The following is a 21,939-nucleotide window of genomic DNA, read 5'->3' on the forward strand; positions in this document are numbered from 1 at the left end:
ATCGGCTTGATCGGCTTGATCGGCTCGAAGGGCTTGAGCGGCGTAAGCGGCTTGGCCCAGCTGGCCAGCTTAAGCCCCACTCATTTCGCATCGCGGTAGCCGGTTACGGCTTGAAACAAGCGCACACATATTCGCCGCCACGCGCGCCCTAGAATGACTCCAGCCCGCGCATTCCGCGCGAACAGTCTGCGCGGGTCAGAGGCGCCGGCGTGCCCGCGCCGGTGCTTCGCCCCCGCTGTTCATCCCCCGCCTCCTCTTTGCCGATTTCGTGTTCCGTCGACGCTCAAGGCGCGACCGGTGCAGGCACCATCGTAGGCGGCCGGGTGTCGGTGGGCACGCCGTGATAGTCGGCGGGATCTTGCGGCGGCGGACCGCCGTGATGGCCGGACGGATTGTTCGCACAGCCGGCAACGCCGGCAATCAGCAGCAACGCAAGCATCGGAACGCGGATCATAAACAGGTAGTCTCTCGAAGCGGAATGCAGAATAAAAAAGCAGCAGCCCGCCGGTAGTCCGGCAAGCGCGAGCGCCGAGAGTCTAACCGCAAAGCGCCTTTAACGACGCCGCGGCAAACAGCGTGTGCCTGCCATTTTGTCGCGCGTGACCTACTATAAAGTCACCGCCGCATGTCATAGGAGGCTGCCATGGACGCTGAAACGATCGCGGGTCTGACCGGACTCGCCATAGGCCTGCTCGTGCTACTCGCCTTGTCGATTTTCGAAGCGAGAACGTATCGGCGCGAACACGACGGCGAAGGCATGGTGCATCACTGGCTGACTCATCAGCACATGCCGCATTGGATGCGTCGCCGGCACTGAACGGAAACCGGCTGACGAATGACGACGCCCGCAATGGTCTTACTGTTGCGGCGGGTTTCAATCAAGCCTGCGCGCAGCAGATAAGCGCGGCGGCTACACACTGACGCATTGACCCATTGCGTGACCCATTGCGCGGTAACGGCGGCAACGCATCCGCCCGGGCCGCGCGAATCTTTCCTGCTTGCCACTCCCCACGCACGTTGCGCTCTCGTGACGCACGGCACCCGAGCGCCGTTCCGCGCTCGCTCGTCGCTACAACCCGCTCAGGCACACGCCTTGCTGCTCTTCAGTCTGCAAGCAGCGCGCAGATCGCGCGCGGAATGTCCCGGCGTGAATGCGCCGAACCAATCAGACTAACTGGCCGAGGCCAGACAGGGAGAACCAGAATGACCATCGGAACCATACTGCTTATCGTGCTCATCCTCCTGCTGATCGGCGCGCTGCCGAGCTGGCCGTATAGCAGCGGCTGGGGCTACCGGCCGACCGGACTCGTGGGCGTCGTACTGATCATCGTGATCGTCTTGCTGCTGATGGGACGCATATAAACGCGGCCGCATCGCGTTTCTGAGCAATCGTTTTCGGTCCGGCGCAAATCGTGGTTGACTCTGGCACCCAATGCCACGTAGAATCTCGGATTCGTCGGAGCGTAGCGCAGCCTGGTAGCGCATCTGATTTGGGATCAGAGGGTCGAAGGTTCGAATCCTTTCGCTCCGACCACGAAAAGCAACAGGAAACCCGCGTAGCCTCCGGCTTCGCGGGTTTTTGCTTTTTGGCGTTCGCGTCGCGACAAATAAAGCGCGACAAACGAAGCAACGGCTCACGCGCGTCACACCGCGACGACTTGCCGCAACGCTTATACGGTCTGCCCCGATCGCCTTGCGGATTCACGAGCCCGCATGCGACAGTGATCAAAACCGTGCGCGTGCCTCATCAGGCACAAGCGCCGCAACCAGAGTCAAGGAGACACGCATGGATCTGATTCTCTGGCGTCACGCCGAAGCCGAAGACATCGCCACGACCGACCTCGCGCGAGCGCTCACCACCCGAGGCCGCAAGCAGGCGCAAAACGTCGCCAAGTGGCTGCGTACCCGGCTGCCCGATGACGCCGTGGTGCTCGCGAGTCCTGCCGTGCGCACCATCCAGACCGCCGAGACCTTGAGCGATCAATATCGCGTGCTGCGCGAACTCGCGCCCAACGCGAGCGCGGACGACGTGCTCGAGGCGGCCGGCTGGCCCAAAGGCGTCGCGCAGACGGTGGTGATCGTCGGCCATCAACCCACGCTCGGCCACGTGGCCGCCCGTCTGCTTGGCAATAGCGAAGCGAGTTGGCCGCTCAAGAAAGCCGGCGTATGGTGGATTGCGAGCCGCGAGCGCGACGGCGACGACCACGCCGTGTTGCGCGCCGCAATGAGTCCCGATCTGGTCTGATTCGGTTCGGCGGGCCCGCGTCCTTAAAAAACCCCACGCGGTTCGGCGAGCCCGCGCCCATAAAAACCCACACGCGGTTCGCGACCCTCGCCGCGCCGCCCGTATCGATCACACGCTTGCCCCACTTCGCCGGGATTGAATCGTCCCTGCGCTCGAACCGCTCCCACACTTCGCCCCGCTGCCCGGCTTTTGCGCGGGAGCAACACTCGCCCGACGCACGCACAACATTACAAGCCGCGCGCCCACAGCTTACGGGCAGTCATCCAATCGTCATGGCTTTGCCATGCGAGCGTCACCAGGCGTTACTACATTGGCGAAAAAAGAATTCTCCCTTTTTTCGACTAGGACCCCCAATGCGAGAACTGCCGACGCCTACCCTGCCCCTCGCTTCGATCTTCGAGTCGCGCCGCCTGCCGCGCGCCGAGGAGACGGTCACCGCCCAGCATCGTTTGCAGGTCACGTGGGCGCGCACCGACGAGGAACTGCGCGAAGCCCAGCGTCTGCGCTACCGCGTGTTCGCCGACGAAATGGGCGCACGTCTGACGGGCCCTGCGGGTCTCGACGTCGATTCATTCGACGCCTACTGCGATCACCTGCTGGTGCGCGATCTCGACACGTTGAAAGTGGTCGGCACGTATCGCGCCTTGCCGCCGCATCAGGCCGCGCGCATTGGCCGTCTGTATGCGGAAAGCGAATTCGATGTGTCGCGCCTGACGCACCTGCGCGCCAAGATGGTCGAAGTGGGCCGCTCGTGCGTGCATCCCGACTATCGCAGCGGCTCGGTCATCATGTCGCTGTGGGCGGGGCTTGCCGCCTACATGAAGCACAACGGCTACGAGACGATGCTCGGCTGCGCGAGCGTGGCGATGGTCGACGGTGGCCACTACGCGGCGAATCTGTATTGCTCGCTGCGCGACAACGCGCTGACGGCGCCGGAATATCGCGCGTTCCCGCATACGCCGCTGCCGGTCGATGAATTGCAAACGGGCGCCGAAGTGGCGCCGCCGCCGCTGGTGAAGGGCTATCTGCGCCTCGGCGCCAAGATTTGCGGCGCACCGGCATGGGATCCCGACTTCAATACCGCGGACTTTCTGACACTGTTCCGCTTGTCCGATATCAATGCACGTTACGCTCGCCATTTCCTCGGCGATGCGCTGCCGCGCTAAGCGGACTCGCTCGCGTGACGCGCCTCGATGCGCGTCGGCGAAACGAACGGCCGTAAAAAAAGCCCGGCGACATGCCGGGCTTTCTCATTCATGCACGAGCTCGAACGTTCAATCGTCCGTATAGACCACGCGATACGGCAAACCGACCTTCTCCCACTCCGCAGCTTCCTGGATCAGGCTGTAGTCGGTGAGCGGATTGTTGGCCACCCACTCGTTCGGCAAACGCACCTCGTAACCGCCGTTGACTTGCGCCACCGAAATTCCCGGCAAGCCGACATCCGCACGCCGACGGCACAGCAGCGCCGCGAGCCGCAGACAGAACAACAGCGGCCACTCCACTTCGCGCGTTTGAGACAGCTTGCCGAGTTTGCCCGCGTGACCGAGCACGAGCGCGGCGAGCCGCGCCTGGTCGGTGCGCGAAAAGCCCGGCATGTCCGCGTTGCTGGTGATATAGGCCGAATGCTTGTGATACGCGCTGTGCGAGATCGACAGGCCGATTTCGTGCAGCGCTGCCGCCCAGCCGAGAAACATGCGGTTTTCCGCACGGCGTTCTTCGTCGGGTTCCGCGAACTGGTCGTAAAAGCGCACCGCGAGTTCGCCGATGCGCCCCGCCTGCGCCCGATCCACGCCGTAGCGGCGCATGAAGCCCTCCACCGTCACCGTGCGCATGTCCTCGTGCTGCGAACGGCCCAGCAGGTCGTACAGCACGCCGAGACGCAGCGCGCCGTCCGTGGTGTCGACGTAATCGACGCCGAGTTCGTCGAACACCGCGATCATGATCGACAGGCCACCGGCCAGCACCGGAACCCGATCGCCCTTCAACGCGACGAGCTTCAGCCGATTAACGTTCTCCGCCTTGATGAGCGCGCGCTTGAGCCGTTCAAGCCCGCCGCGCGAGATGCCGTGCGTGATGCCCGGATCGTTGAAACCATTCGCTTCGACCAGTTCGGCCAACGCGCGTGCGGTGCCCGACGAGCCGATCGCCTGCTCCCAACCGGTCTTCTTGTACTCGGCGGAAATGATCTGGATTTCGCGCCCCGCGGCGAGTTCGGCCTGGCGCATGGTGTATTCGTCGACGTTGCCGGCCGGGAAGAACGCACGGCTATGGCTCACGCAGCCGATATACAGGCTCTCCATCTTGATCGGCGTGTAATGCGAGCCGATGATGAATTCCGTCGAGCCGCCGCCAATGTCGACCACCAGACGTTTGCCAGGGCTCGCAGGCACGGAGTGTGCAGCGCCGGCGTAGATCAGGCGCGCTTCTTCACGCCCGGCGATCACTTCGATCGGAAAACCCAGCGCAGCTTGTGCCTCACCGAGAAATTCACCGGCATTCTTGGCGATGCGCAACGTATTGGTGGCGACAGCACGCACATGATCGGGGTGAAAGTCGCGAAGACGCTCGCCGAAACGCTTGAGCGCGTCCCATCCGCGCACCTGCGAAGCGCGATCGAGCATCTTGTCGCGCGACAGGCCGGCCGCGAGGCGAACCGGTTCGCGCAACGCATCGACCTGATAAATCTGGCTGCCTGCGTCGGTTTCCTCGACCCGGCCGACGATCAGCCGGAAGCTGTTCGAGCCGAGATCGACGGCAGCGAGGAGTTGTGGCGTAGTGACCATCGAGTAAGCGGACTCCATGCGCGCGAGCGTGGCGGCGGAAGATGCTTGGGGAGCCGGTCGTCCACCCGGTGCCTTAGGCGCCTTCTGGCCAGCCGCGCTGTTCAAAGACGCCATTCTAAGCGTACCGGACCTCACGATGTCACCTCGCAGCGTTGGGGGAAACTATGCTCCCATATGAACTGCGTCATATTGACGACACGCAGCGAATCCGGCGTAAAATTTAAAAGATCGAGAATGTCATAACAACGTCATCATACTGTGAGAATTTCCGAGCGTCTTTCCGCCTCCCTTCCTGACATTCCATTCTCGCTGCCGATGTCCATCCGCTACCCCTTATTGAATCGCGAGCTGGGCATTCTGGGTTTCAACGAGCGTGTGTTGGCACAAGCTGCCGACCCAGCCGTCCCTTTGCTCGAACGCCTGCGCTTCATCTGCATCACCAGTAGCAATCTCGACGAATTCTTCGAAGTCCGCATGGCCGGACTGCAGGAGCAGATGCGCGACAACCCGGGCGGACTGTCGCCGGACGGCATGTCGCTGCAGCACGTCTACGACCTCGTGGTCGAACGCGCGCAGAAGCTCGTGCATCGTCAATACACCATGCTGCACGACACGGTGCTCACCGCGCTCGAAGCGGAAGGCATCTATTTTCACGGCACCGAAGCGTGGAACGAAGCGCAGACCGAATGGGCGCGCAACTACTTCTTCGACGAACTGTTGCCGGTGCTCACGCCAATCGGCCTCGATCCCGCGCACCCGTTTCCGCGCGTGCTCAACAAGAGCCTGAACTTCGTCGTCGAACTGGAGGGCAAAGACGCCTTCGGCCGTCAGGCGATGATGGGCATCGTGCAGGCGCCGCGCGCGCTGCCGCGCCTCGTGCGCATGCCGCAGGAGCTATCCGGCTACCCGCATGGCTTCGTGCTGCTCAGCTCGCTGTTGCAACGCTTTGTCGGCGAGCTGTTTCCGAACCTCGTCGTGCGCAGTTGCAATCAGTTTCGCATCACGCGCAATAGCGAACTGTTCGTCGACGAAGACGAAATCACCAATCTGCGTGTCGCGCTGCAGGGTGAATTGCCGGCGCGGCATCTGGGCAACGCGGTGCGGCTCGAAGTGTCGGCAGACACGCCCTCGCACGTGGTGCGGCGCCTGCTCGATGAAAGCAGCCTCTCCAACAAGGATTGCTATTACGCCGACGGCCCCGTCAATCTGGTGCGGTTGATGCAATTGCCGGAGATGGTGGACCGCCCCGATCTGAAGTTCGTGCCGCACATTCCCGCAATTCCACCGCAGATCGCCAACAGCACCAGCATGTTCGACGTGATCGATCAGGGCGACGTGCTGCTGCACCACCCGTACGAAAGTTTTCAGCCGGTGCTCGAACTGTTGCTGCAGGCGGCCAAAGATCCGAACGTGATGGCCATCAAGCAGACCATCTATCGCACCGGCACCGATTCGCCGCTGATGGATGCGCTCATGCAAGCCGCGCGCAACGGCAAGGAAGTGACGGTGGTGGTCGAACTGCTCGCGCGCTTCGACGAAGAAACCAACATTAACTGGGCCTCGCAGCTCGAAGCGGTCGGCGCGCACGTCGTGTATGGCGTAGTGGGCCACAAGTGCCACGCGAAGATGATGCTGATCGTGCGGCGCGTGTCGGTGGGCGGCAAGACCACGCTCAAGCGTTACGTGCACCTCGGCACCGGCAACTATCATCCGCGTACGGCGCGTCTATACACCGACTTCGGCCTCATGACCGCCGACCAGAAAATCTGCGAAGACGTGCATCACGTGTTCCAGCAGTTGACCGGCATTGGCGGTGAATTGAAGCTGCACGAGTTGTGGCAATCGCCGTTCACGCTGCATCCGAAACTGGTCGAGGCGATTCGCGCTGAAGCCGAGCATGCGCGCGCCGGCAGGAAAGCGCGCATCGTCGCGAAGATGAACGCGCTGCTCGAACCCACGGTGATTGCCGAGTTGTACGAAGCAGCGCAAGCCGGCGTCAAGATCGATCTGATCGTGCGTGGCGTGTGTTCGTTGCAGCCAGGTGTGGCGGGCCTTTCGGAGAACATCACCGTGCGCTCGATCGTCGGGCGCTTTCTCGAACATCACCGCATCTTCTACTTCTACGACGGTGGCAAGGAACAGGTGTATCTGTCGAGCGCCGACTGGATGGACCGCAACTTCTTTCGGCGCGTGGAAGTCGCGTTTCCGATCAACAACCGGCGTCTTAAGCGGCGCGTGATCGCCGAAGGTCTGTCGGCGTTTCTCGGCGACAATCAATCCGCGTGGCTGATGCAAAGCGACGGCCATTATCGGCGCCGTCGGCCGGGCAAGTCTTCGCGCAACGCGCAGATGAGTCTGCTGGGGAAATTCTGTTCGTGACGGGTGCGCTCGCTCCGGCGGGCCAGTAACAACGCTCGTCACGCGCCGTCGAATAAGGTTCTTCTCGCTTTGGAAAGAGGCTTTCCCGGCGGCGGGCAACGTTTTGCCCCACATCACCCGCATGCGGCAGTTCGGGGCGGAGTCGATATCCGCTCATATTCTGAGTCGATTAGGCGTTCAATCGACTCACGGTGGCTCACGCGAACATCCCGAGCCAATGCAAACGATGCGTTAACCTCAAACCGGCGCCGGTTGCCGACGCGCCGTGCGATACACCGGAAAGCGCACCGTGAACGTACTGCCACGCCCCTCTTCGCTCTTCACATCGAGCTGTGCATCGTGACGTTGCAGCACGTGCTTGACGATCGCGAGACCGAGACCCGTTCCGCCGGTGTCGCGTGAACGGCTGCGATCCACGCGGTAGAAGCGCTCGGTCAGCCGCGGAATGTCCGCGGCGGGAATGCCCAATCCACTGTCCGTCACGGAAAAGACCGCATTGGCGCCTTGCGCGTGCCAGGACACCTTGATCGCACCGCCGTCCGGCGTGTAGCGGATCGCGTTCGTGACGAGATTGCCGAACGCGCTGAGAATTTCCGTTTCGACGCCGGTGACGGTGAGCCCTTCATCGGCATCGAACACGATCTTGTGATGATCGCTCGACAGGCTTTGCGCGTCGTCACGCAAATGCCGCAACACCGCGCGCATGTCGATCATCTGATCGCTCGGCGGCTTGTTGTCACCCTCGAGTTTGGCGAGCACCAACAGGTCGCTGACGATATGGCGCATGCGCGAAGCCTGTTGCTCCATCAGCTCGAGATAGCGCGAACGTTCAGCTTCGCTCAACGGCAACTCGCGCATGGTCTCCAGAAAGCCCGAGAGCACCGTGAGTGGTGTCTTCAGCTCATGCGACACATTGGCGACGAAATCGCGCCGCATCGCATCGGTCCGTTCGAGTTCGGTGATGTCTTGCGAGAGCACCAGCTTGCGGTTTTCGCCGTACGGAAAGACCTGCACCGACAGCACGTTTTGACGCTTGTCACCCATGCCGCGCATGATCAGCATCTCTTCGTACCGGTGCGAATTCAGGTAACGCACAAAGTCCGGCTGACGCACCAGATGCGTGATGTGCTGACGCAGATCGCGTTTCGCGTCCAGGCCGAAATGGAGTTCGGAGATCGCGTTGCACCACTCGATCTGATCATGATCGTCGAGCATCGCCACGCCGTTCGGCGAAGCCTGGATCGCCTGGATGAAACGCGAATGCTGCTGCTCGACCTGGCGCACCTGGGCGTGCCAGCGCTTCGCGAGCTTGTGCAAACGGTAGTAGATTTCGCCCCAGATGCCGGGGGCGCTAGGCACTTCGCCGTACACCGGCGCGTCGAGCAAACGCCACAGACGCTGCTTATGGAAGGTGCTGAAAATGCTCTGCGCGAGCAACATGACGATCGCGAGGACGAGCGCTGTCTTGACGTTCACCAGTGCGCCGACCACCACGCACAGAACAGCCAGCAGCACGACCGACACGATGGAGCGCGCCCAGATGATGTTCATGGTCTAGCGATCGAAGAAAAAAGCCTATGCGCCGGAATCGGAATCGCGGCGCCTAACGTAGCGAAGAGTGACGACGAGCAGCAAAGATCACATACCTGATGCAGGCGGCCCCAACGCCGCCAGCGCAAGCGTCAGGCGCTCTTCGCGAGCCGGTAGCCGCTGCCGCGCACCGTCTCAATCATAGCATCGCACCCGGCCGGCTTGAGGGCCGCACGCAGGCGTTTGATATGCACGTCGACCGTGCGCTCTTCGACGAACACGTGATCGCCCCACACCTGATCGAGCAATTGCGTGCGGCTGTGCACGCGCTCCGGGTGCGTCATGAAGAAGTGCAGCAGACGGAATTCGGTCGGACCGAGATCGAGCTTGATCTCGCTGCCTTCCGCTGCAGCGGCCACGCGGTGCGTCGCCGGATCGAGCTTGAGACCGTTGATCGCGACCACGTCTTCGGTCAGCTGCGGCGCGCGACGGCGCAACACCGCCTTGATGCGCGCCATCAATTCTTTCGGCGAGAACGGCTTGGTGACGTAGTCGTCGGCGCCGATTTCGAGGCCGAGCACCTTGTCCTGCTCGTCGCCACGCGCGGTCAGCATGATGATCGGGATATGTTTCGTGCGCTCGTTGTTGCGCAGATCACGCGCGAACGCAATGCCCGATTTTCCCGGCAACATCCAGTCGAGCAGGACGAGGTCGGGCAATACGTCGCTGATCAGGTTCTGCGCCTGCTCCGCGTTGTACGCGCGAATCGGGCAGTGTCCGGCGTGTTGAAGATTGACCGAAATCAGTTCGGAAATGGCGGGCTCATCTTCAATGACGAGAATGCTGCTGGGCATCGGCACCTCTGGTCCTTATGTCTGGATTAACTGAGTGCTTCGCGTTCGAGCGCGTCGCGCGACTTGTGCCGCACGTCGGTGCCCTTCACGATGTAAATGATGAATTCCGCGATGTTCTTCGCGTGGTCGCCGATCCGCTCGATCGCTTTGGCGATGAAGAGGAAATCGAGGCCCACCGAAATCGAACGCGGATCTTCCGTCATATACGAAATCAGCTTGCGCACGAACGCGCGGAATTCTTCGTCGATCGCTTTGTCGTCGCGCACGATCTGCGCGGCGGCCACCGTGTCGAGGCGCGCGAACGCATCCAATGCGCGGCGCAGAATCGACACCGCCATTTCGCCCGACAACTTGATCTCGGCGATGTTGATGGTGCGCGAGGCGCCGTCTTCCATCAAACGCTTGGTGCGCTTGGCGATTTTTTCGGCTTCGTCGCCGGCGCGCTCGAGATTCGTGATGGTCTTCGAAATCGCGATCAGGAGGCGCAGATCACGCGCGGCCGGCTGACGGCGCGCGATGATGTTGCTGCACTCTTCGTCGATCTCCACTTCCATCTTGTTCAGGCGCTCTTCCGCGGCGATCACCTGCTCGGCGATGTCGAGATCGAATTCGTTGAGTGCCTGCATGGCCTTGACGATTTGCGATTCGACCAGGCCGCCCATTTCGAGCACCTTGGAGGAAACCAGATTCAGGTCGGCGTCGAACTGGCTGGACAGGTGTTTGTCGGACATGTCGTACTCCCTTGTTTGACTCGGCGATTTAACCGAAGCGGCCAGTGATGTAGTCCTCGGTTTCCTTGCGGACCGGCTTGATGAAGATCTTTTCGGTGTCGCCGAATTCGATCAACTCGCCGAGGTACATATAGGCAGTGTAGTCCGAACAGCGGGCCGCCTGTTGCATGTTGTGCGTGACGATCACGACCGTGTAATCGCTCTTCAATTCAGCGATCAGCTCTTCGATGCGGCCCGTGGAAATCGGGTCGAGCGCGGAGCACGGTTCGTCGAGCAGCAGCACTTCCGGACGGATCGCGATACCGCGCGCAATGCACAGACGTTGCTGCTGGCCGCCCGACAGACCGTAGCCGCTCTGGCCGAGCTTGTCCTTCACTTCGTTCCACAACGCGGCCTTGGTCAGCGCCCATTCCACGCGGTCGTCCATTTCCGAGCGCGGCAGCGTTTCGAACATCTTCACGCCGAACGCGATGTTGTCGTAGATCGACATCGGAAACGGCGTCGGCTTCTGGAAGACCATGCCGATCCGTGCGCGCAGCAGCGAGATATCGCGCTTCGTGGTCAGCAGGTTTTCGCCGTCCATCAGGATCTCGCCCTCGGCGCGCTGCTCCGGATAGAGCGCGTACATCTTGTTGAGCGTGCGCAGCAACGTGGACTTACCGCAGCCCGACGGACCGATGAACGCGGTCACCTTGCCTTCCGGGATTTGCAGGTTGATGTTCTTCAGCGCGTGATACTTGCCGTAGAAGAAGTTCAGGTCGTTGATCTCGATCTTCGGGCGCGACGGCGCTTGCGATTGGCCGCTTTGGGCGGGGTCGAAACCGGCGGGCGCCGTGGAGCGCTCGATCGGATTGAGTTGAGTTTCTGCCATATTCATCGGATTACACTCCGCCCTTACTTGTTCGTGAAGATCGTGCGCGCGAGGATATTCAATCCCAGCACCGCGAGCGTGATCAGGAAGACGCCGGCCCACGCAAGCGATTGCCACTGCGCGAACGGGCTCATCGCAAACTTGTAGATCGTGACCGGCAGGTTCGCGACCGGCTGGCCCATGTCCATCGAGAAGAACTGATTTGACAACGCCGTGAAGAGCAGCGGCGCGGTTTCGCCTGCGATACGCGCCACGCCGAGCAACACACCGGTGACGATACCCGCGATGGAAGCCTTCAGCGTGATCGACAGCACCATCTTCCACTTCGGCGTGCCGAGTGCGAAGGCGGCTTCACGCAGCGCATTCGGCACGAGTTTCAGCATGTTTTCCGTGGTGCGGATCACAATTGGAATCTGCAGCAAGGCGAGTGCGAACACACCGGCCCAGCCGCTGAAGTGGCCCATCTTCGCGACGACCAGCGCATACACGAACAGACCCACCACGATCGAAGGCGCCGACAACAGAATGTCGTTGATAAAGCGCGTGATGCTCGCGAGCCAGCCCTTCTGCCCATATTCGGCGAGATAGACGCCCGCCAGAATGCCGATCGGCGTGCCGACGAAAGTGGCGAGCCCCACCAGCATCAAACTGCCGACGATCGCGTTGGCAAGACCACCGCCATCGGTATTCGGCGGCGGCGTGGATTGCGTGAACAGTTCCACCGACAAGCCGCCAACACCCAGGCGCAAGGTCGTGTACAGAATCCAGATCAGCCACACGAGGCCGAACGCCATCGCGGCGAGCGACATGGTCAGCGCGATCGCGTTCTTCATGCGGCGGCGGCCTTGCAGACGCACGCGCATGGCTTCGAGCGCGGCGGCGTCGGTCGAACCCGGCATATTCAAAGTGGGCTGGCTCATTTCGCGCCCTCCCCTTTTTCGAGGCGAAGCAGCATGACTTTGGAGATCGCCAGCACGATGAAAGTGATCACGAACAGAATGAGGCCGAGCTCCATCAACGCCGACGTATGCAGGCCCGGATCCGCTTCGGCGAATTCGTTGGCGAGCGCCGACGTAATGCTGTTGCCCGGCGAAAAGAGTGAGACGTTATCGAGCAGATTGGTGTTGCCGATCACGAACGTGACCGCCATGGTCTCGCCGAGCGCGCGGCCGAGACCCAGCATGACGCCGCCGATCACGCCGCTCTTCGTAAAGGGCAGCACGATCTTCCACATCACTTCCCACGTCGTGCAGCCGATGCCGTACGCCGACTCTTTCAGCAATACCGGCGTGACTTCGAACACGTCGCGCATCACCGAGGCGATGTACGGAATGATCATGATCGCGAGAATCACGCCCGCGCACAAAATGCCGATGCCGATCGGCGCGCCCTGAAACAGCGCACCCACTACCGGAATGCCGCCGAGCACCACGCCGAGCGGTTTTTCGAAGTACGTCGCGAAGATCGGCGCGAACACCAGCAGGCCCCACATGCCGTACACGATCGATGGAATCGCGGCGAGCAGTTCGATCGCGATACCAAGCGGCCGGCGCAGCCACGCGGGCGCGAGTTCGGTCAGGAAAAGCGCGATGCCGAAGCTCACAGGCACCGCGATGATGAGTGCAATGATCGAGGTGGCGATCGTGCCGTAGATCGGCACCAGTGCGCCAAATTGCTTGCTGGGTGGATCCCAGTCGGCGGTCCACAGGAAGCTGAGACCGAACTGCCTGATCGACGGCATGGACGCGACGATCAGCGAAACAATGATGCCGCCCAGTAGCAACAAGGTGATGATGGCGGCGAGGCGCGCGAGACCGCCGAAGATCACGTCGCCGGCGCGGCCAGGCGCTTTCTGCTGCGATGCGCTGCCGGGCGGGGTCGACCTGCTCGCGCCGGACGCTAATTGGATATCGGACATGAGAGCCTGATGGATCTGTTTCCAGTTGCCGTATGACACGTGTCGTGCGGCCGGTAATGCCGAGGGTTAAAGCCATTGGCCGTCCTCACATGAGGACGGCCAACGTGTTACGTACTGCTGATGCTGACCGCCTGACTTACTCGGCGATTGCCTTGCCCGAAGCGTCCTTCACCTTTGCCTTCCATTGCGTGCGGATTTCCGCCACGACCGAATCCGGCAGCGAGATGTAATCCAGATCGTTCGCAGCTTGCGTGCCGTTCTTGAATGCCCAGTCGAAGAACTTCAGCGTTTCCGTTCCTTGCGCCGGCTTGTCCTGCGCCGTGTGCAACAGCACGAACGTCGCGCCGACGATCGGCCATGCGTTCTTGCCCGGCTCGTTCGTCAGGATCTGGTAGAACGACTTCGACCAGTCCGCGCCTGCTGCCGCTGCCTTGAAGGTGTCCGTTTTCGGCTCGACCACCGTGCCCGACGAGTTCTTCAGCGCGACGTACGTCATGTGGTTCTGCTTCGCATACGCCCATTCCACGTAGCCGATTGCGCCCGGCAGACGTTGCACGAAGGCTGCAACGCCGTCGTTGCCCTTGCCGCCCGTGCCCGTCGGCCAGTTGACCGTCGAACCTTCACCGACCTTCGACTTCCAGTCCGCGTTGACCTTCGACAGATAGTTCGTCCAGATGAAGCTGGTGCCCGAACCATCGGCGCGGCGAACCACGGCGATGTCGGTATCCGGCAGCTTGACCTTCGGGTTCAGTGCAACGATCGCCGGATCGTTCCACTTCTTGATCTTGCCCAGGTAGATGTCGCCGAGCACTTCGCCCGACAGCGTCAGTTCAGCCGGCTTCACGCCCGGCACGTTGACGACCGGCACCACGCCGCCGACCACCGTCGGGAACTGGAACAGGCCTTCCTTGGCGAGTTCGTCGTCCTTCAGCGGAGCGTCCGAACCGGCGAAGTCGACGGTCTTCGCGACGATCTGCTTCACGCCACCCGACGAACCGATACCCTGATAGTTAACCTTGCCGCCACCGGACTTCTGATAGGCGTCGGCCCACTTCGTGTAAATCGGTGCTGCGAAGGTGCTGCCCGCGCCGGTGATGTCTGCGGCTTGCGCTGCGATCGCGAAAAGCGCGCCAGCGACGCCAGCGAACACGGTTTGCATCAATTTCATGAGACCTCCAAGGTGTGAGCGGTGTGAGCGAGTAACACGAACACCGCGAAGCTTAGGGTCTCTTTGTGACAGTAACGTGACTAACCGTGAAACGGATGTGACAGTGGGATTACTAGGGTGAAAGGCTTTTCTAGCGGGAAATTGCCGGTTTTGCTGATCCGGGCGGCTTCGTTCTACAGATTAGACGAAAAAGATGGGGCGCGAACGTTTGCGCGTGGAAGGCAGGGTGGGGAAAGGTTCAGATATGTGGCCCGCATGATGCAGATTGGTTTGGCGGGTTTGGCGGGTTTGGCGGGTTTGGCGGGTTTGGCGGGTTTGGCGGGTTTGGCGGCGGGACAATATGGCCATGTCCCGCCGCGCTGCCCTACTGACGCGCGCAGCTTACGCCGTAGCCTGCTTCACGGCGCTGGCAATCGATTCCGCATGATGAACCGCGTCGGCGACATTTTCCGCTTCCACCATCACACGCAACACCGGTTCTGTACCGGACGCGCGGATCAGCACGCGGCCGCGGCCGCTCAGCGCGTCTTCGGCCTTGGCAATGGCGCGGCGAATCACGTCGCTGCCCTTCCAGTCCGCGTCGGGCTTCATCCGCACGTTGATCAGCTTTTGCGGGAACAGCGTCACGCCGTCGAGCAAATCAGCGAGTGTCTTGTCGCTGCGCTTCATGGCCGCCAGCACGAGCAACGCGGAGACGATGCCGTCGCCGGTGGAATGGCGGTCGAGCGACAGAATATGGCCGGAGCCTTCGGCCCCGAGCTGCCAACCGTGCTCGCGCAACTGTTCGAGCACGTAACGGTCGCCGACCGCCGCGCGGACGAACTTCACGCCGGCCTTCTGCAGCGCGACTTCCACCGCCATGTTCGTCATCAAGGTGCCGACCGCGCCCTCCACCTTGCCCTCGGTCGCAATACGGTCCTTGACGAGGATGTACAGCAACTCATCGCCGTTATAGAGCCGGCCCGCGGCATCGACCACCTGCAAGCGGTCGGCGTCGCCGTCGAGCGCGATGCCGAGGTCGGCATGGTTCGCTCGCACGGCGCGCACCAGCGCATCCGGCGCGGTCGCGCCGACTCCGTCGTTGATGTTGAAGCCGTTCGGCGCAACGCCGATTGGAATCACGTCCGCGCCCAGTTCATGGAAGACGTGCGGCGCGACGTCATACGCGGCGCCGTGCGCGCAGTCGACCACCAGCTTCAGCCCGCGCAGGTCGAACGCAGCCGGGAAAGTGCTCTTGCAGAACTCGATGTAGCGGCCCGCCGCGTCGTCCAGACGCCGCGCCTTACCGAGTTGCTCGGATGCCGCACAGTTCAGCGGCTGATCGAGTTGCTCTTCGATCTGCGCTTCCACTTCGTCCGGCAGCTTGTTGCCGTCGGCGGAGAAAAATTTGATGCCGTTGTCGTAGTACGGGTTATGCGACGCGCTGATCACCACGCCCGCGGCCAGCCGCAACGCGCGCGTCAAATAGGCGATGCCGGGGGTCGGCATCGGGCCGGCCAGCATCACGTCCACACCTGCCGCGGAGAAGCCCGCTTCCAGCGCCGCTTCGAGCATATAGCCCGACACCCGCGTGTCTTTGCCGATCAGCACGGTTGGCCGCGTGCCCGTCCTCGCCCAGCGGTCCGCGCCCACCAGCACCTTGCCGGCCGCGTAACCGAGCCGCAATACAAATTCCGGCGTGATAGGTCCTTCGCCGACTTTGCCCCGAATGCCGTCCGTTCCGAAATAACGACGTGCCATGTTTTATGTTCCTCCTTGGCTTGTGGGCTCAACAGCGCGCGCGACTGTGATTCGCCGCTTCGCGCATGGCTGCCCAGACTTTCAATGCATCTACTGTTTGCGCGACGTCGTGCACGCGCAGAATCGCAGCGCCCCGTTCAGCGGCGCACACCGCCGCTGCAATACTGCCCGCGACGCGTTCAGGCGCCGGCCGCCCCACCACCGCGCCGATCATCGACTTGCGCGACATGCCGGCAAGAATGGGATACGGCGGCTCGGCCCGCGGCGCCGTATCCGGCAGGTGGGCAAGCAGCGCGTAATTGTGCTCGACCACGGCCTTCCCGAACCCGAAACCTGGATCCACGCTGATGCGAGCACGCGCGATGCCAGCCTGTTCAAGCGTTGCGACGCGCTCCTCCAGAAATTCCCGAACGGCACTCACCACGTCATCATAGAGAGGCTCGCCGAGTTGCATGGTCTGCGGCTCACCGAGCATATGCATGACGCACAGGCCGCATTGGCTGTCGCGCACGGCGTCGATTGCGCCGGCCATCCGGAAGCCCCAGATGTCATTGATCAGATCGGCGCCCGCGGCCAATGCGTGGCGCATCACTTCAGGCTTGTATGTGTCGACTGACAGCGGCACATTCGCGCCGCGCAATTGCTCGACGAGAGGGATCACCCGCTCGAGTTCTTCGTCAAGCGGCACTGGCGGCGCACCGGGCCGCGTCGATTCGCCGCCGATGTCGATGATGTCCGCGCCGTCGAGCATCATACGCTCAGCCTGGCGCAACGCATCGCCGCGCATCGCGTATTTGCCGCCATCGGAAAAAGAATCGGGTGTGACGTTCAGAATGCCCATGACCAACGGGCGTTCAAAGATCAGCTTGAAACGGCCACACTGCAACGGTTCCGGAACTGGTAAAGCAGAAAATTCGACTTTCGACACGAGGAGATACTTCACGCAAACGAATAAATGCAAAACGGGCCGGTGTGAAAACACACCGGCCCGCACTTTCTAGTGGTCGCCGATCAGGCCGGAGCTGTTGCGCTACCCGGCTTGACCTCGGTACCCGGGCTGCCGCCCGATGAGGCGTCGCTTGCCGACGGCGGCGAGCTCTTCGGCGAGCGCGGCGGACGGCCAGCCATGATGTCGTTGATCTGATCAGCGTCGATCGTTTCCCACTCCATCAGTGCGGCGGTCATTGCCTCGACCTTATCGCGGTTCTCGTCCAGCAGGCGCTTCGCGAGGTTGTACTGCTCGTCCAGCACACGGCGGATTTCGGCATCGACCTTCTGCTGCGTCGCTTCCGAAATGGTGCGAGTGAAGCCACGGCCAAACGGCGTCGCGTCGTTTTCGTCGTCGACGTAGACCATTGGTCCGAGCGCATCCGTCATGCCGAAGCGGGCCACCATGGCGCGCGCCGTTTGCGTCGCCTTGTTGAAGTCGTCCGACGCGCCGGTGCTGATCAGGTTCAGGAACAACTCTTCCGCAACGCGGCCACCGAACAGGATCGCGAGACGATCCAGCAGGTAGTCCTTCGAATACGTTTCGTTGTCATGCTCCGGCAACTGCCACGTCACGCCCAGCGCACGGCCGCGCGGAATGATCGTAACTTTGTGCACCGGATCAGCCTTTGGCAGGAGCTTGGCGATCACCGCATGGCCCGACTCGTGGTACGCCGTTGCGCGCTTCGATTCTTCGCGAATCACGGCAGACTTGCGCTCCGGACCCATGAAGATCTTGTCCTTCGCGTCTTCGAAGTCCGTCATTTCGACGATGCGCTTACCGCGGCGAGCCGCGAACAAGGCCGCTTCGTTCACGAGATTCGCGAGATCGGCGCCCGAGAAGCCCGGCGTGCCACGTGCGATCACTGCTGCATCGACGTCGTTCGAAATCGGCACCTTGCGCAGGTGGACCTTCATGATGTGTTCACGGCCGCGAATGTCCGGCAGACCGACATACACCTGACGGTCGAAACGGCCCGGACGCAACAGCGCCTTGTCGAGCACGTCCGAACGGTTGGTTGCAGCGATCACGATCACGCCCGAGTTCGCTTCGAAGCCGTCCATCTCGACGAGCATCTGGTTCAGCGTCTGTTCGCGTTCGTCGTTACCGCCGCCCATGCCGGCACCGCGATGACGGCCAACCGCATCAATTTCGTCAATGAACACGATGCATGGCGCATGCTTCTTGGCTTGCTCGAACATATCGCGAACACGAGCCGCACCGACACCCACGAACATTTCGACGAAGTCCGAACCCGAGATGCTGAAGAACGGCACTTTCGCTTCACCGGCGATAGCACGTGCGAGCAGCGTCTTACCGGTTCCCGGCGGCCCGACCAGCAGCACACCACGCGGAATACGGCCGCCCAGCTTCTGAAATTTCTGCGGATCGCGCAGGAAGTCGACCAGTTCGGAGACTTCTTCCTTGGCTTCGTCGCAACCGGCGACGTCGGTGAAATTGATTGCGTTGTTGTTTTCGTCGATCAGACGTGCACGGGATTTACCGAACGAGAACGCACCGCCTTTCCCGCCTCCCTGCATCTGTCGCATCATGTAGAACCAGAAACCGATGATCAGGATCGTCGGCCCGAGGTAATACAGCGCGGACACCAGCGCATTGGGTTCATCATCAGCCTTGCCGCTCACCTGAACGCCGTACTTCATCAGATCGCCGACCATCCAGATGTCGCCGGGCGACACGATCTGGTACTTCTGACCGTCTGCTGGAGTGACCGTGAGGTTCCGCCCCTGGACAATGACGTTCTTGACTTTGCCGTTCTTTGCGTCGTCCATGAACTGCGAATAGGAAACGCCTTCCTGGACACGGGGCTTGTCGAACTGCTTGAACACCGTAAACAGCACCAGTGCGATAACCAGCCACACTGCTGCTTTCGAAAACATATTGTTGTTCAAAGCACCACTCCTTCACTTAGACGGGCGCCTACATTTGCCTTGCGGCACCACGAAAGCATTCTAATCCAGTCCGCAGACCCCTGCCATAAGGTTTCACTACCACAGAAATAGGACAGCGTGCCATTGCAGCACCCGTTTCTGAAGTCGTGATCGCATAACGGCAGATGCGGAACCTTCCTGCAGCGCCTCTATACGGGCCGCTTGAGATGCTTACCCAAAATAAACGTTTCTGACGATTTGTCCCGCGACGCTTTCGGCTTGCGGGCCCCCACTACCTTGAACTGATGCTTGAACTTTTCGACAATCTGGCTGTAACCGCTGCCATGAAAACATTTGACTAAAAGGGCACCATCCGGTTTCAGGTGATTTTGTGAGAATTCCAGCGCGAGATCGCATAGGTGCTCGATTCGCGCGGCATCCGCCACCGCCACTCCCGACAGGTTGGGCGCCATATCCGAAATTACAAGATCTACCTGACGTTCGCCGACCAATTCTTCCAGTTGCGCCAGAACCGAGTCTTCGCGGAAGTCACCCTGAATGAAGTGAACGTCGGCGACCGGCTCCATTGGCAGCAGGTCGAGCGCGATGATCGTGCCGTCGATCCCGCCTTCGCGCTCGGCGTCGCGCTGGGCGCCCTTGGCAAGTTTGTTGCGCGCATACTGGCTCCAGCTACCCGGCGTCGAGCCAAGGTCGACGATGACCTGTCCCGGGCGGATCAGCTTGTCCTGTTCGTCGATTTCCTTGAGTTTGTAGGCTGCGCGGGCGCGATAGCCCTCCCGCTGCGCCATTTTTACGTAAGGATCGTTGATGTGGTCATGCAGCCACGCGGTGTTGAACTTGTTTTTTGCCATTAAACGTTGAACTCTTGCTGCGTGATGTCACGCTTTAGCGGATAATACGCGGTTAATTCGCGCGGCCACCGCCAAAACTGGCGGCCATCCGCGATTCTGTTGTTCTGACGCGCCGCCCTGCCGAATCGCCTCGATCAAGTCAATCGAACGACTGTACCGGGGAACGCAGGTGCCGCCATTTTAGTCGAGTCTCCCACTTTCCATGCCCGCCCTCAAAGTCTCTTCCGACCAACGCGCCGAGTTGCGCTCCCAGGCACATGCGCTCAAACCGGTCGTACTCGTCGGCGCCGAAGGCTTGACCGACGCCGTGCTCTCCGAGATCAAGGTCCACCTTGGCGCTCATCAGCTCATCAAAATCCGCGTGTTCGGCGACGAGCGCGAAGCGCGCCTTGCGATCTACGAAGAAATCTGTGACAAGCTGAACGCCGCACCGATCCAGCATATCGGCAAGCTGCTGGTGATCTGGAAGCCGGAAGCCACACAACCGGCGGTGAAGGCCAAACGCGGCGCACTGCCGAGCGCGCGCGAAGCCGCGGTGGAAGCCAAACCGGGCAAAGGCCGCGCGCCACGCGTCGTAACGGTCGTCAAGCCCAGCGAAATCCCGATGCGCAAACCGAAGGCAAAAGCAGTCGTGGTGCGCGGCAATGAACGTGTTACCCAAGGCGGCAACATCAAGCGCGCCAAGAAGCGCCAAAGCAGCGCGAAGCGCGCGCATCAGTCGTCGAAATAAGCGATTGATGAGAGGTGCGGGCGAGTCCCGCATCTCGGCGTTGCCCGCCGAACGCGTCTTGCAAGCTCAACATCGTGCTCAGCGAAAGAAACCGCCGCCGAGTCGATTTGCACAGACGCTGCGAAGCGCCCCACTGGTTCGCAACGTCAGCCAGTGACCTTGCCCGCTGTGTTGCGGGTACCTTTCTCCGCCGCCGCAACGCCTGCGCCCGCAGGTAACTTCCACACGAGCGCCACGCCCAGCAGGCTTTCGATCAGATAAAACAGACTCGACACGCCGTGCAGGATGCCAAAGCGCGTCGCATAAGCCGAATGGCCGACGTCGCTGCCCGCTTCGAGCGCGGCAATGCGCATGGCATTCATGAACGGCTGCAACGCGAAGTAGCCAACGAGCACGCAAACAAGCATGCCGGCGATCAGCCAGCGCAAGCGTCGATAGGCATCGCCGCCGCGGCGAACCAGTACGTTCGCAAGACCGAGCAGCAAAATGCCGCACACCGCACCCAGCACGCCTTCAATGCGAAACAGTTGCGCCGCGACCGCGCCCGCCGTCACTCGGTCGAGCGAACTGAACAGCACGGGTGCGACGGCATAGCCGATAGTCAGCAGACTACCGACCCACACCACCGTCAATAACCGGAACAATCGATGCGGCATCTGGGGCACCAGGGGCGCGTTCAAACGTAGCTGACTGCGATGATTTCGTATTCGCGCACGCCGCCCGGTGCCTGCACCGACGCAACGTCGCCTTCCGACTTGCCGATCAAGGCACGCGCGATCGGCGAGCTGATCGAGATCAGGCCATGATCGATGTCCGCTTCGTCGTCGCCGACGATCTGATATTTGACGGACGCGCCCGAATCCAGGTCTTCCAGTTCCACCGTTGCACCGAACACCACGCGACCGTCCGCTTCCACCGCTGACGGGTCGATCACTTGCGCACCGGCCAGCTTCGATTCGATTTCGGCGATACGGCCTTCGATGAAGCCCTGCTTTTCCTTCGCCGCGTCGTACTCTGCATTTTCCGACAGATCGCCCTGGGCACGCGCTTCCGCGATCGAATTGATCACCGAGGGACGCTCAACCGATTTCAGGCGCTGCAATTCATCGCGCAACATTTCCGCGCCGCGCTTAGTCAATGGAACAGTGCTCATAAACAACTCTATGCAAAAAACAGCCGTAAAAAAAATCACCGCGGTTAAGTGCATTCCGCGGGGGCCAGAGCGCCGGGCAAAA

Annotated in this window: 21 protein-coding genes and 1 tRNA gene; 7 read left to right on the plus strand and 15 right to left on the minus strand. The window is 61.5% G+C overall.

The window, feature by feature from the left end:
• Positions 1 to 283: 283 nt before the first annotated feature.
• Entirely contained in the window at positions 284 to 454 is a 171-nt protein-coding gene (locus P0D70_RS17090; RefSeq protein ID WP_177204941.1) for a hypothetical protein, read from the minus strand.
• A gap of 189 nt (positions 455 to 643) precedes the next feature.
• Here P0D70_RS17090 and P0D70_RS17095 point away from each other — a divergent pair, with 189 nt between their 5' ends.
• The 5 genes from P0D70_RS17095 (at position 644) to P0D70_RS17115 (ending at position 3,411) form a co-directional block, all read left to right on the plus strand.
• Entirely contained in the window at positions 644 to 817 is a 174-nt protein-coding gene (locus P0D70_RS17095; protein WP_177204940.1) for a hypothetical protein, read from the plus strand.
• Positions 818 to 1,203: 386 nt separating this feature from the next.
• Complete coding sequence (locus tag P0D70_RS17100) at positions 1,204 to 1,362, plus strand: DUF3309 family protein (protein WP_091792618.1); 159 nt, start codon at positions 1,204 to 1,206, stop codon at positions 1,360 to 1,362.
• 95 nt (positions 1,363 to 1,457) lie between these two features.
• Positions 1,458 to 1,534 (plus strand) — tRNA-Pro (locus tag P0D70_RS17105).
• Positions 1,535 to 1,786: 252 nt separating this feature from the next.
• Positions 1,787 to 2,245, plus strand: a complete 459-nt coding sequence (gene sixA / locus P0D70_RS17110) for a phosphohistidine phosphatase SixA (RefSeq protein WP_091792617.1) — start codon at positions 1,787 to 1,789, stop codon at positions 2,243 to 2,245.
• A 353-nt stretch (positions 2,246 to 2,598) separates the two neighbouring features.
• Positions 2,599 to 3,411, plus strand: coding sequence for a GNAT family N-acetyltransferase (locus P0D70_RS17115; RefSeq protein WP_091792616.1), 813 nt, complete (start codon positions 2,599 to 2,601; stop codon positions 3,409 to 3,411).
• 108 nt (positions 3,412 to 3,519) lie between these two features.
• Here the strand turns inward: P0D70_RS17115 and P0D70_RS17120 are convergent, their stop codons facing one another.
• Complete coding sequence (locus P0D70_RS17120) at positions 3,520 to 5,145, minus strand: Ppx/GppA phosphatase family protein (protein ID WP_408185376.1); 1,626 nt, start codon at positions 5,143 to 5,145, stop codon at positions 3,520 to 3,522.
• 201 nt (positions 5,146 to 5,346) lie between these two features.
• On the opposite strand from P0D70_RS17120, the gene ppk1 reads away from it, so the two are divergent.
• Positions 5,347 to 7,410, plus strand: coding sequence for a polyphosphate kinase 1 (ppk1, locus tag P0D70_RS17125; protein ID WP_408185377.1), 2,064 nt, complete (start codon positions 5,347 to 5,349; stop codon positions 7,408 to 7,410).
• Positions 7,411 to 7,647: 237 nt separating this feature from the next.
• On the opposite strand, the gene phoR is transcribed toward ppk1, so the two are convergent.
• From phoR to P0D70_RS17180, 11 genes are all read right to left on the minus strand, one after another.
• Positions 7,648 to 8,961: a phosphate regulon sensor histidine kinase PhoR gene (gene phoR / locus P0D70_RS17130; RefSeq protein ID WP_408185378.1), complete on the minus strand. Its 1,314-nt coding sequence runs from the start codon at positions 8,959 to 8,961 to the stop codon at positions 7,648 to 7,650.
• Positions 8,962 to 9,092: 131 nt separating this feature from the next.
• A complete protein-coding gene (gene phoB / locus P0D70_RS17135; RefSeq protein WP_091792611.1) occupies positions 9,093 to 9,794 on the minus strand; it encodes a phosphate regulon transcriptional regulator PhoB in 702 nt (233 codons plus the stop codon).
• A gap of 26 nt (positions 9,795 to 9,820) precedes the next feature.
• A complete protein-coding gene (gene phoU / locus P0D70_RS17140; RefSeq protein ID WP_091792610.1) occupies positions 9,821 to 10,525 on the minus strand; it encodes a phosphate signaling complex protein PhoU in 705 nt (234 codons plus the stop codon).
• A gap of 28 nt (positions 10,526 to 10,553) precedes the next feature.
• Positions 10,554 to 11,402, minus strand: coding sequence for a phosphate ABC transporter ATP-binding protein PstB (gene pstB, locus P0D70_RS17145; protein WP_091792609.1), 849 nt, complete (start codon positions 11,400 to 11,402; stop codon positions 10,554 to 10,556).
• 17 nt (positions 11,403 to 11,419) lie between these two features.
• Positions 11,420 to 12,316 (minus strand): phosphate ABC transporter permease PstA, encoded by an 897-nt coding sequence (pstA, locus tag P0D70_RS17150; protein WP_091792608.1) that lies wholly within the window; start codon positions 12,314 to 12,316, stop codon positions 11,420 to 11,422.
• Positions 12,313 to 13,314 (minus strand): phosphate ABC transporter permease PstC, encoded by a 1,002-nt coding sequence (pstC, locus tag P0D70_RS17155; protein WP_408185379.1) that lies wholly within the window; start codon positions 13,312 to 13,314, stop codon positions 12,313 to 12,315. The genes pstA and pstC overlap by 4 nt, the downstream gene beginning before the upstream one ends.
• A 136-nt stretch (positions 13,315 to 13,450) precedes the next feature.
• Complete coding sequence (gene pstS, locus P0D70_RS17160) at positions 13,451 to 14,482, minus strand: phosphate ABC transporter substrate-binding protein PstS (RefSeq protein ID WP_091792606.1); 1,032 nt, start codon at positions 14,480 to 14,482, stop codon at positions 13,451 to 13,453.
• Positions 14,483 to 14,863: 381 nt separating this feature from the next.
• Entirely contained in the window at positions 14,864 to 16,222 is a 1,359-nt protein-coding gene (glmM, locus tag P0D70_RS17165) for a phosphoglucosamine mutase (protein WP_408185380.1), read from the minus strand.
• A gap of 28 nt (positions 16,223 to 16,250) precedes the next feature.
• A complete protein-coding gene (gene folP / locus P0D70_RS17170) occupies positions 16,251 to 17,063 on the minus strand; it encodes a dihydropteroate synthase (protein ID WP_408185381.1) in 813 nt (270 codons plus the stop codon).
• Between the two features lie 170 nt (positions 17,064 to 17,233).
• Positions 17,234 to 19,123 carry an ATP-dependent zinc metalloprotease FtsH gene (gene ftsH, locus P0D70_RS17175; protein ID WP_006051983.1) on the minus strand — a complete coding sequence of 630 codons (1,890 nt, stop codon included), beginning with the start codon at positions 19,121 to 19,123 and terminating at the stop codon, positions 17,234 to 17,236.
• Between the two features lie 188 nt (positions 19,124 to 19,311).
• The gene (locus tag P0D70_RS17180) at positions 19,312 to 19,974 is read right to left on the minus strand and encodes an RlmE family RNA methyltransferase (RefSeq protein WP_408185382.1); all 663 of its coding nucleotides are present in this window, start codon (positions 19,972 to 19,974) and stop codon (positions 19,312 to 19,314) included.
• 202 nt (positions 19,975 to 20,176) lie between these two features.
• Between P0D70_RS17180 and P0D70_RS17185 the strand changes: the two genes are divergently transcribed.
• Positions 20,177 to 20,704 carry a YhbY family RNA-binding protein gene (locus P0D70_RS17185; protein WP_091792603.1) on the plus strand — a complete coding sequence of 176 codons (528 nt, stop codon included), beginning with the start codon at positions 20,177 to 20,179 and terminating at the stop codon, positions 20,702 to 20,704.
• 146 nt (positions 20,705 to 20,850) lie between these two features.
• Here P0D70_RS17185 and P0D70_RS17190 read toward each other — a convergent pair whose 3' ends face one another.
• Both P0D70_RS17190 and greA read right to left on the minus strand, forming a co-directional pair.
• Positions 20,851 to 21,360, minus strand: coding sequence for a DUF4149 domain-containing protein (locus P0D70_RS17190; protein WP_408185383.1), 510 nt, complete (start codon positions 21,358 to 21,360; stop codon positions 20,851 to 20,853).
• 20 nt (positions 21,361 to 21,380) lie between these two features.
• Complete coding sequence (greA, locus tag P0D70_RS17195; RefSeq protein WP_091792601.1) at positions 21,381 to 21,857, minus strand: transcription elongation factor GreA; 477 nt, start codon at positions 21,855 to 21,857, stop codon at positions 21,381 to 21,383.
• Between the last annotated feature and the right edge of the window lie 82 nt (positions 21,858 to 21,939).

Source organism: Paraburkholderia sp. RL17-381-BIF-C (assembly GCF_046026435.1).
GTDB lineage: Bacteria > Pseudomonadota > Gammaproteobacteria > Burkholderiales > Burkholderiaceae > Paraburkholderia.

Bases quoted from the DNA above. Each gene is read 5' to 3' on its own strand.
- P0D70_RS17090 (WP_177204941.1), bottom strand. From the start codon at position 454: ATGATCCGCGTTCCGATGCTTGCGTTGCTGCTGATTGCCGGCGTTGCC.
- P0D70_RS17095 (WP_177204940.1), top strand. From the start codon at position 644: ATGGACGCTGAAACGATCGCGGGTCTGACCGGACTCGCCATAGGCCTG.
- P0D70_RS17100 (WP_091792618.1), top strand. From the start codon at position 1,204: ATGACCATCGGAACCATACTGCTTATCGTGCTCATCCTCCTGCTGATC.
- sixA (WP_091792617.1), top strand. From the start codon at position 1,787: ATGGATCTGATTCTCTGGCGTCACGCCGAAGCCGAAGACATCGCCACG.
- P0D70_RS17115 (WP_091792616.1), top strand. From the start codon at position 2,599: ATGCGAGAACTGCCGACGCCTACCCTGCCCCTCGCTTCGATCTTCGAG.
- P0D70_RS17120 (WP_408185376.1), bottom strand. From the start codon at position 5,145: ATGGCGTCTTTGAACAGCGCGGCTGGCCAGAAGGCGCCTAAGGCACCG.
- ppk1 (WP_408185377.1), top strand. From the start codon at position 5,347: ATGTCCATCCGCTACCCCTTATTGAATCGCGAGCTGGGCATTCTGGGT.
- phoR (WP_408185378.1), bottom strand. From the start codon at position 8,961: ATGAACATCATCTGGGCGCGCTCCATCGTGTCGGTCGTGCTGCTGGCT.
- phoB (WP_091792611.1), bottom strand. From the start codon at position 9,794: ATGCCCAGCAGCATTCTCGTCATTGAAGATGAGCCCGCCATTTCCGAA.
- phoU (WP_091792610.1), bottom strand. From the start codon at position 10,525: ATGTCCGACAAACACCTGTCCAGCCAGTTCGACGCCGACCTGAATCTG.
- pstB (WP_091792609.1), bottom strand. From the start codon at position 11,402: ATGAATATGGCAGAAACTCAACTCAATCCGATCGAGCGCTCCACGGCG.
- pstA (WP_091792608.1), bottom strand. From the start codon at position 12,316: ATGAGCCAGCCCACTTTGAATATGCCGGGTTCGACCGACGCCGCCGCG.
- pstC (WP_408185379.1), bottom strand. From the start codon at position 13,314: ATGTCCGATATCCAATTAGCGTCCGGCGCGAGCAGGTCGACCCCGCCC.
- pstS (WP_091792606.1), bottom strand. From the start codon at position 14,482: ATGAAATTGATGCAAACCGTGTTCGCTGGCGTCGCTGGCGCGCTTTTC.
- glmM (WP_408185380.1), bottom strand. From the start codon at position 16,222: ATGGCACGTCGTTATTTCGGAACGGACGGCATTCGGGGCAAAGTCGGC.
- folP (WP_408185381.1), bottom strand. From the start codon at position 17,063: ATGGGCATTCTGAACGTCACACCCGATTCTTTTTCCGATGGCGGCAAA.
- P0D70_RS17180 (WP_408185382.1), bottom strand. From the start codon at position 19,974: ATGGCAAAAAACAAGTTCAACACCGCGTGGCTGCATGACCACATCAAC.
- P0D70_RS17185 (WP_091792603.1), top strand. From the start codon at position 20,177: ATGCCCGCCCTCAAAGTCTCTTCCGACCAACGCGCCGAGTTGCGCTCC.
- P0D70_RS17190 (WP_408185383.1), bottom strand. From the start codon at position 21,360: ATGCCGCATCGATTGTTCCGGTTATTGACGGTGGTGTGGGTCGGTAGT.
- greA (WP_091792601.1), bottom strand. From the start codon at position 21,857: ATGAGCACTGTTCCATTGACTAAGCGCGGCGCGGAAATGTTGCGCGAT.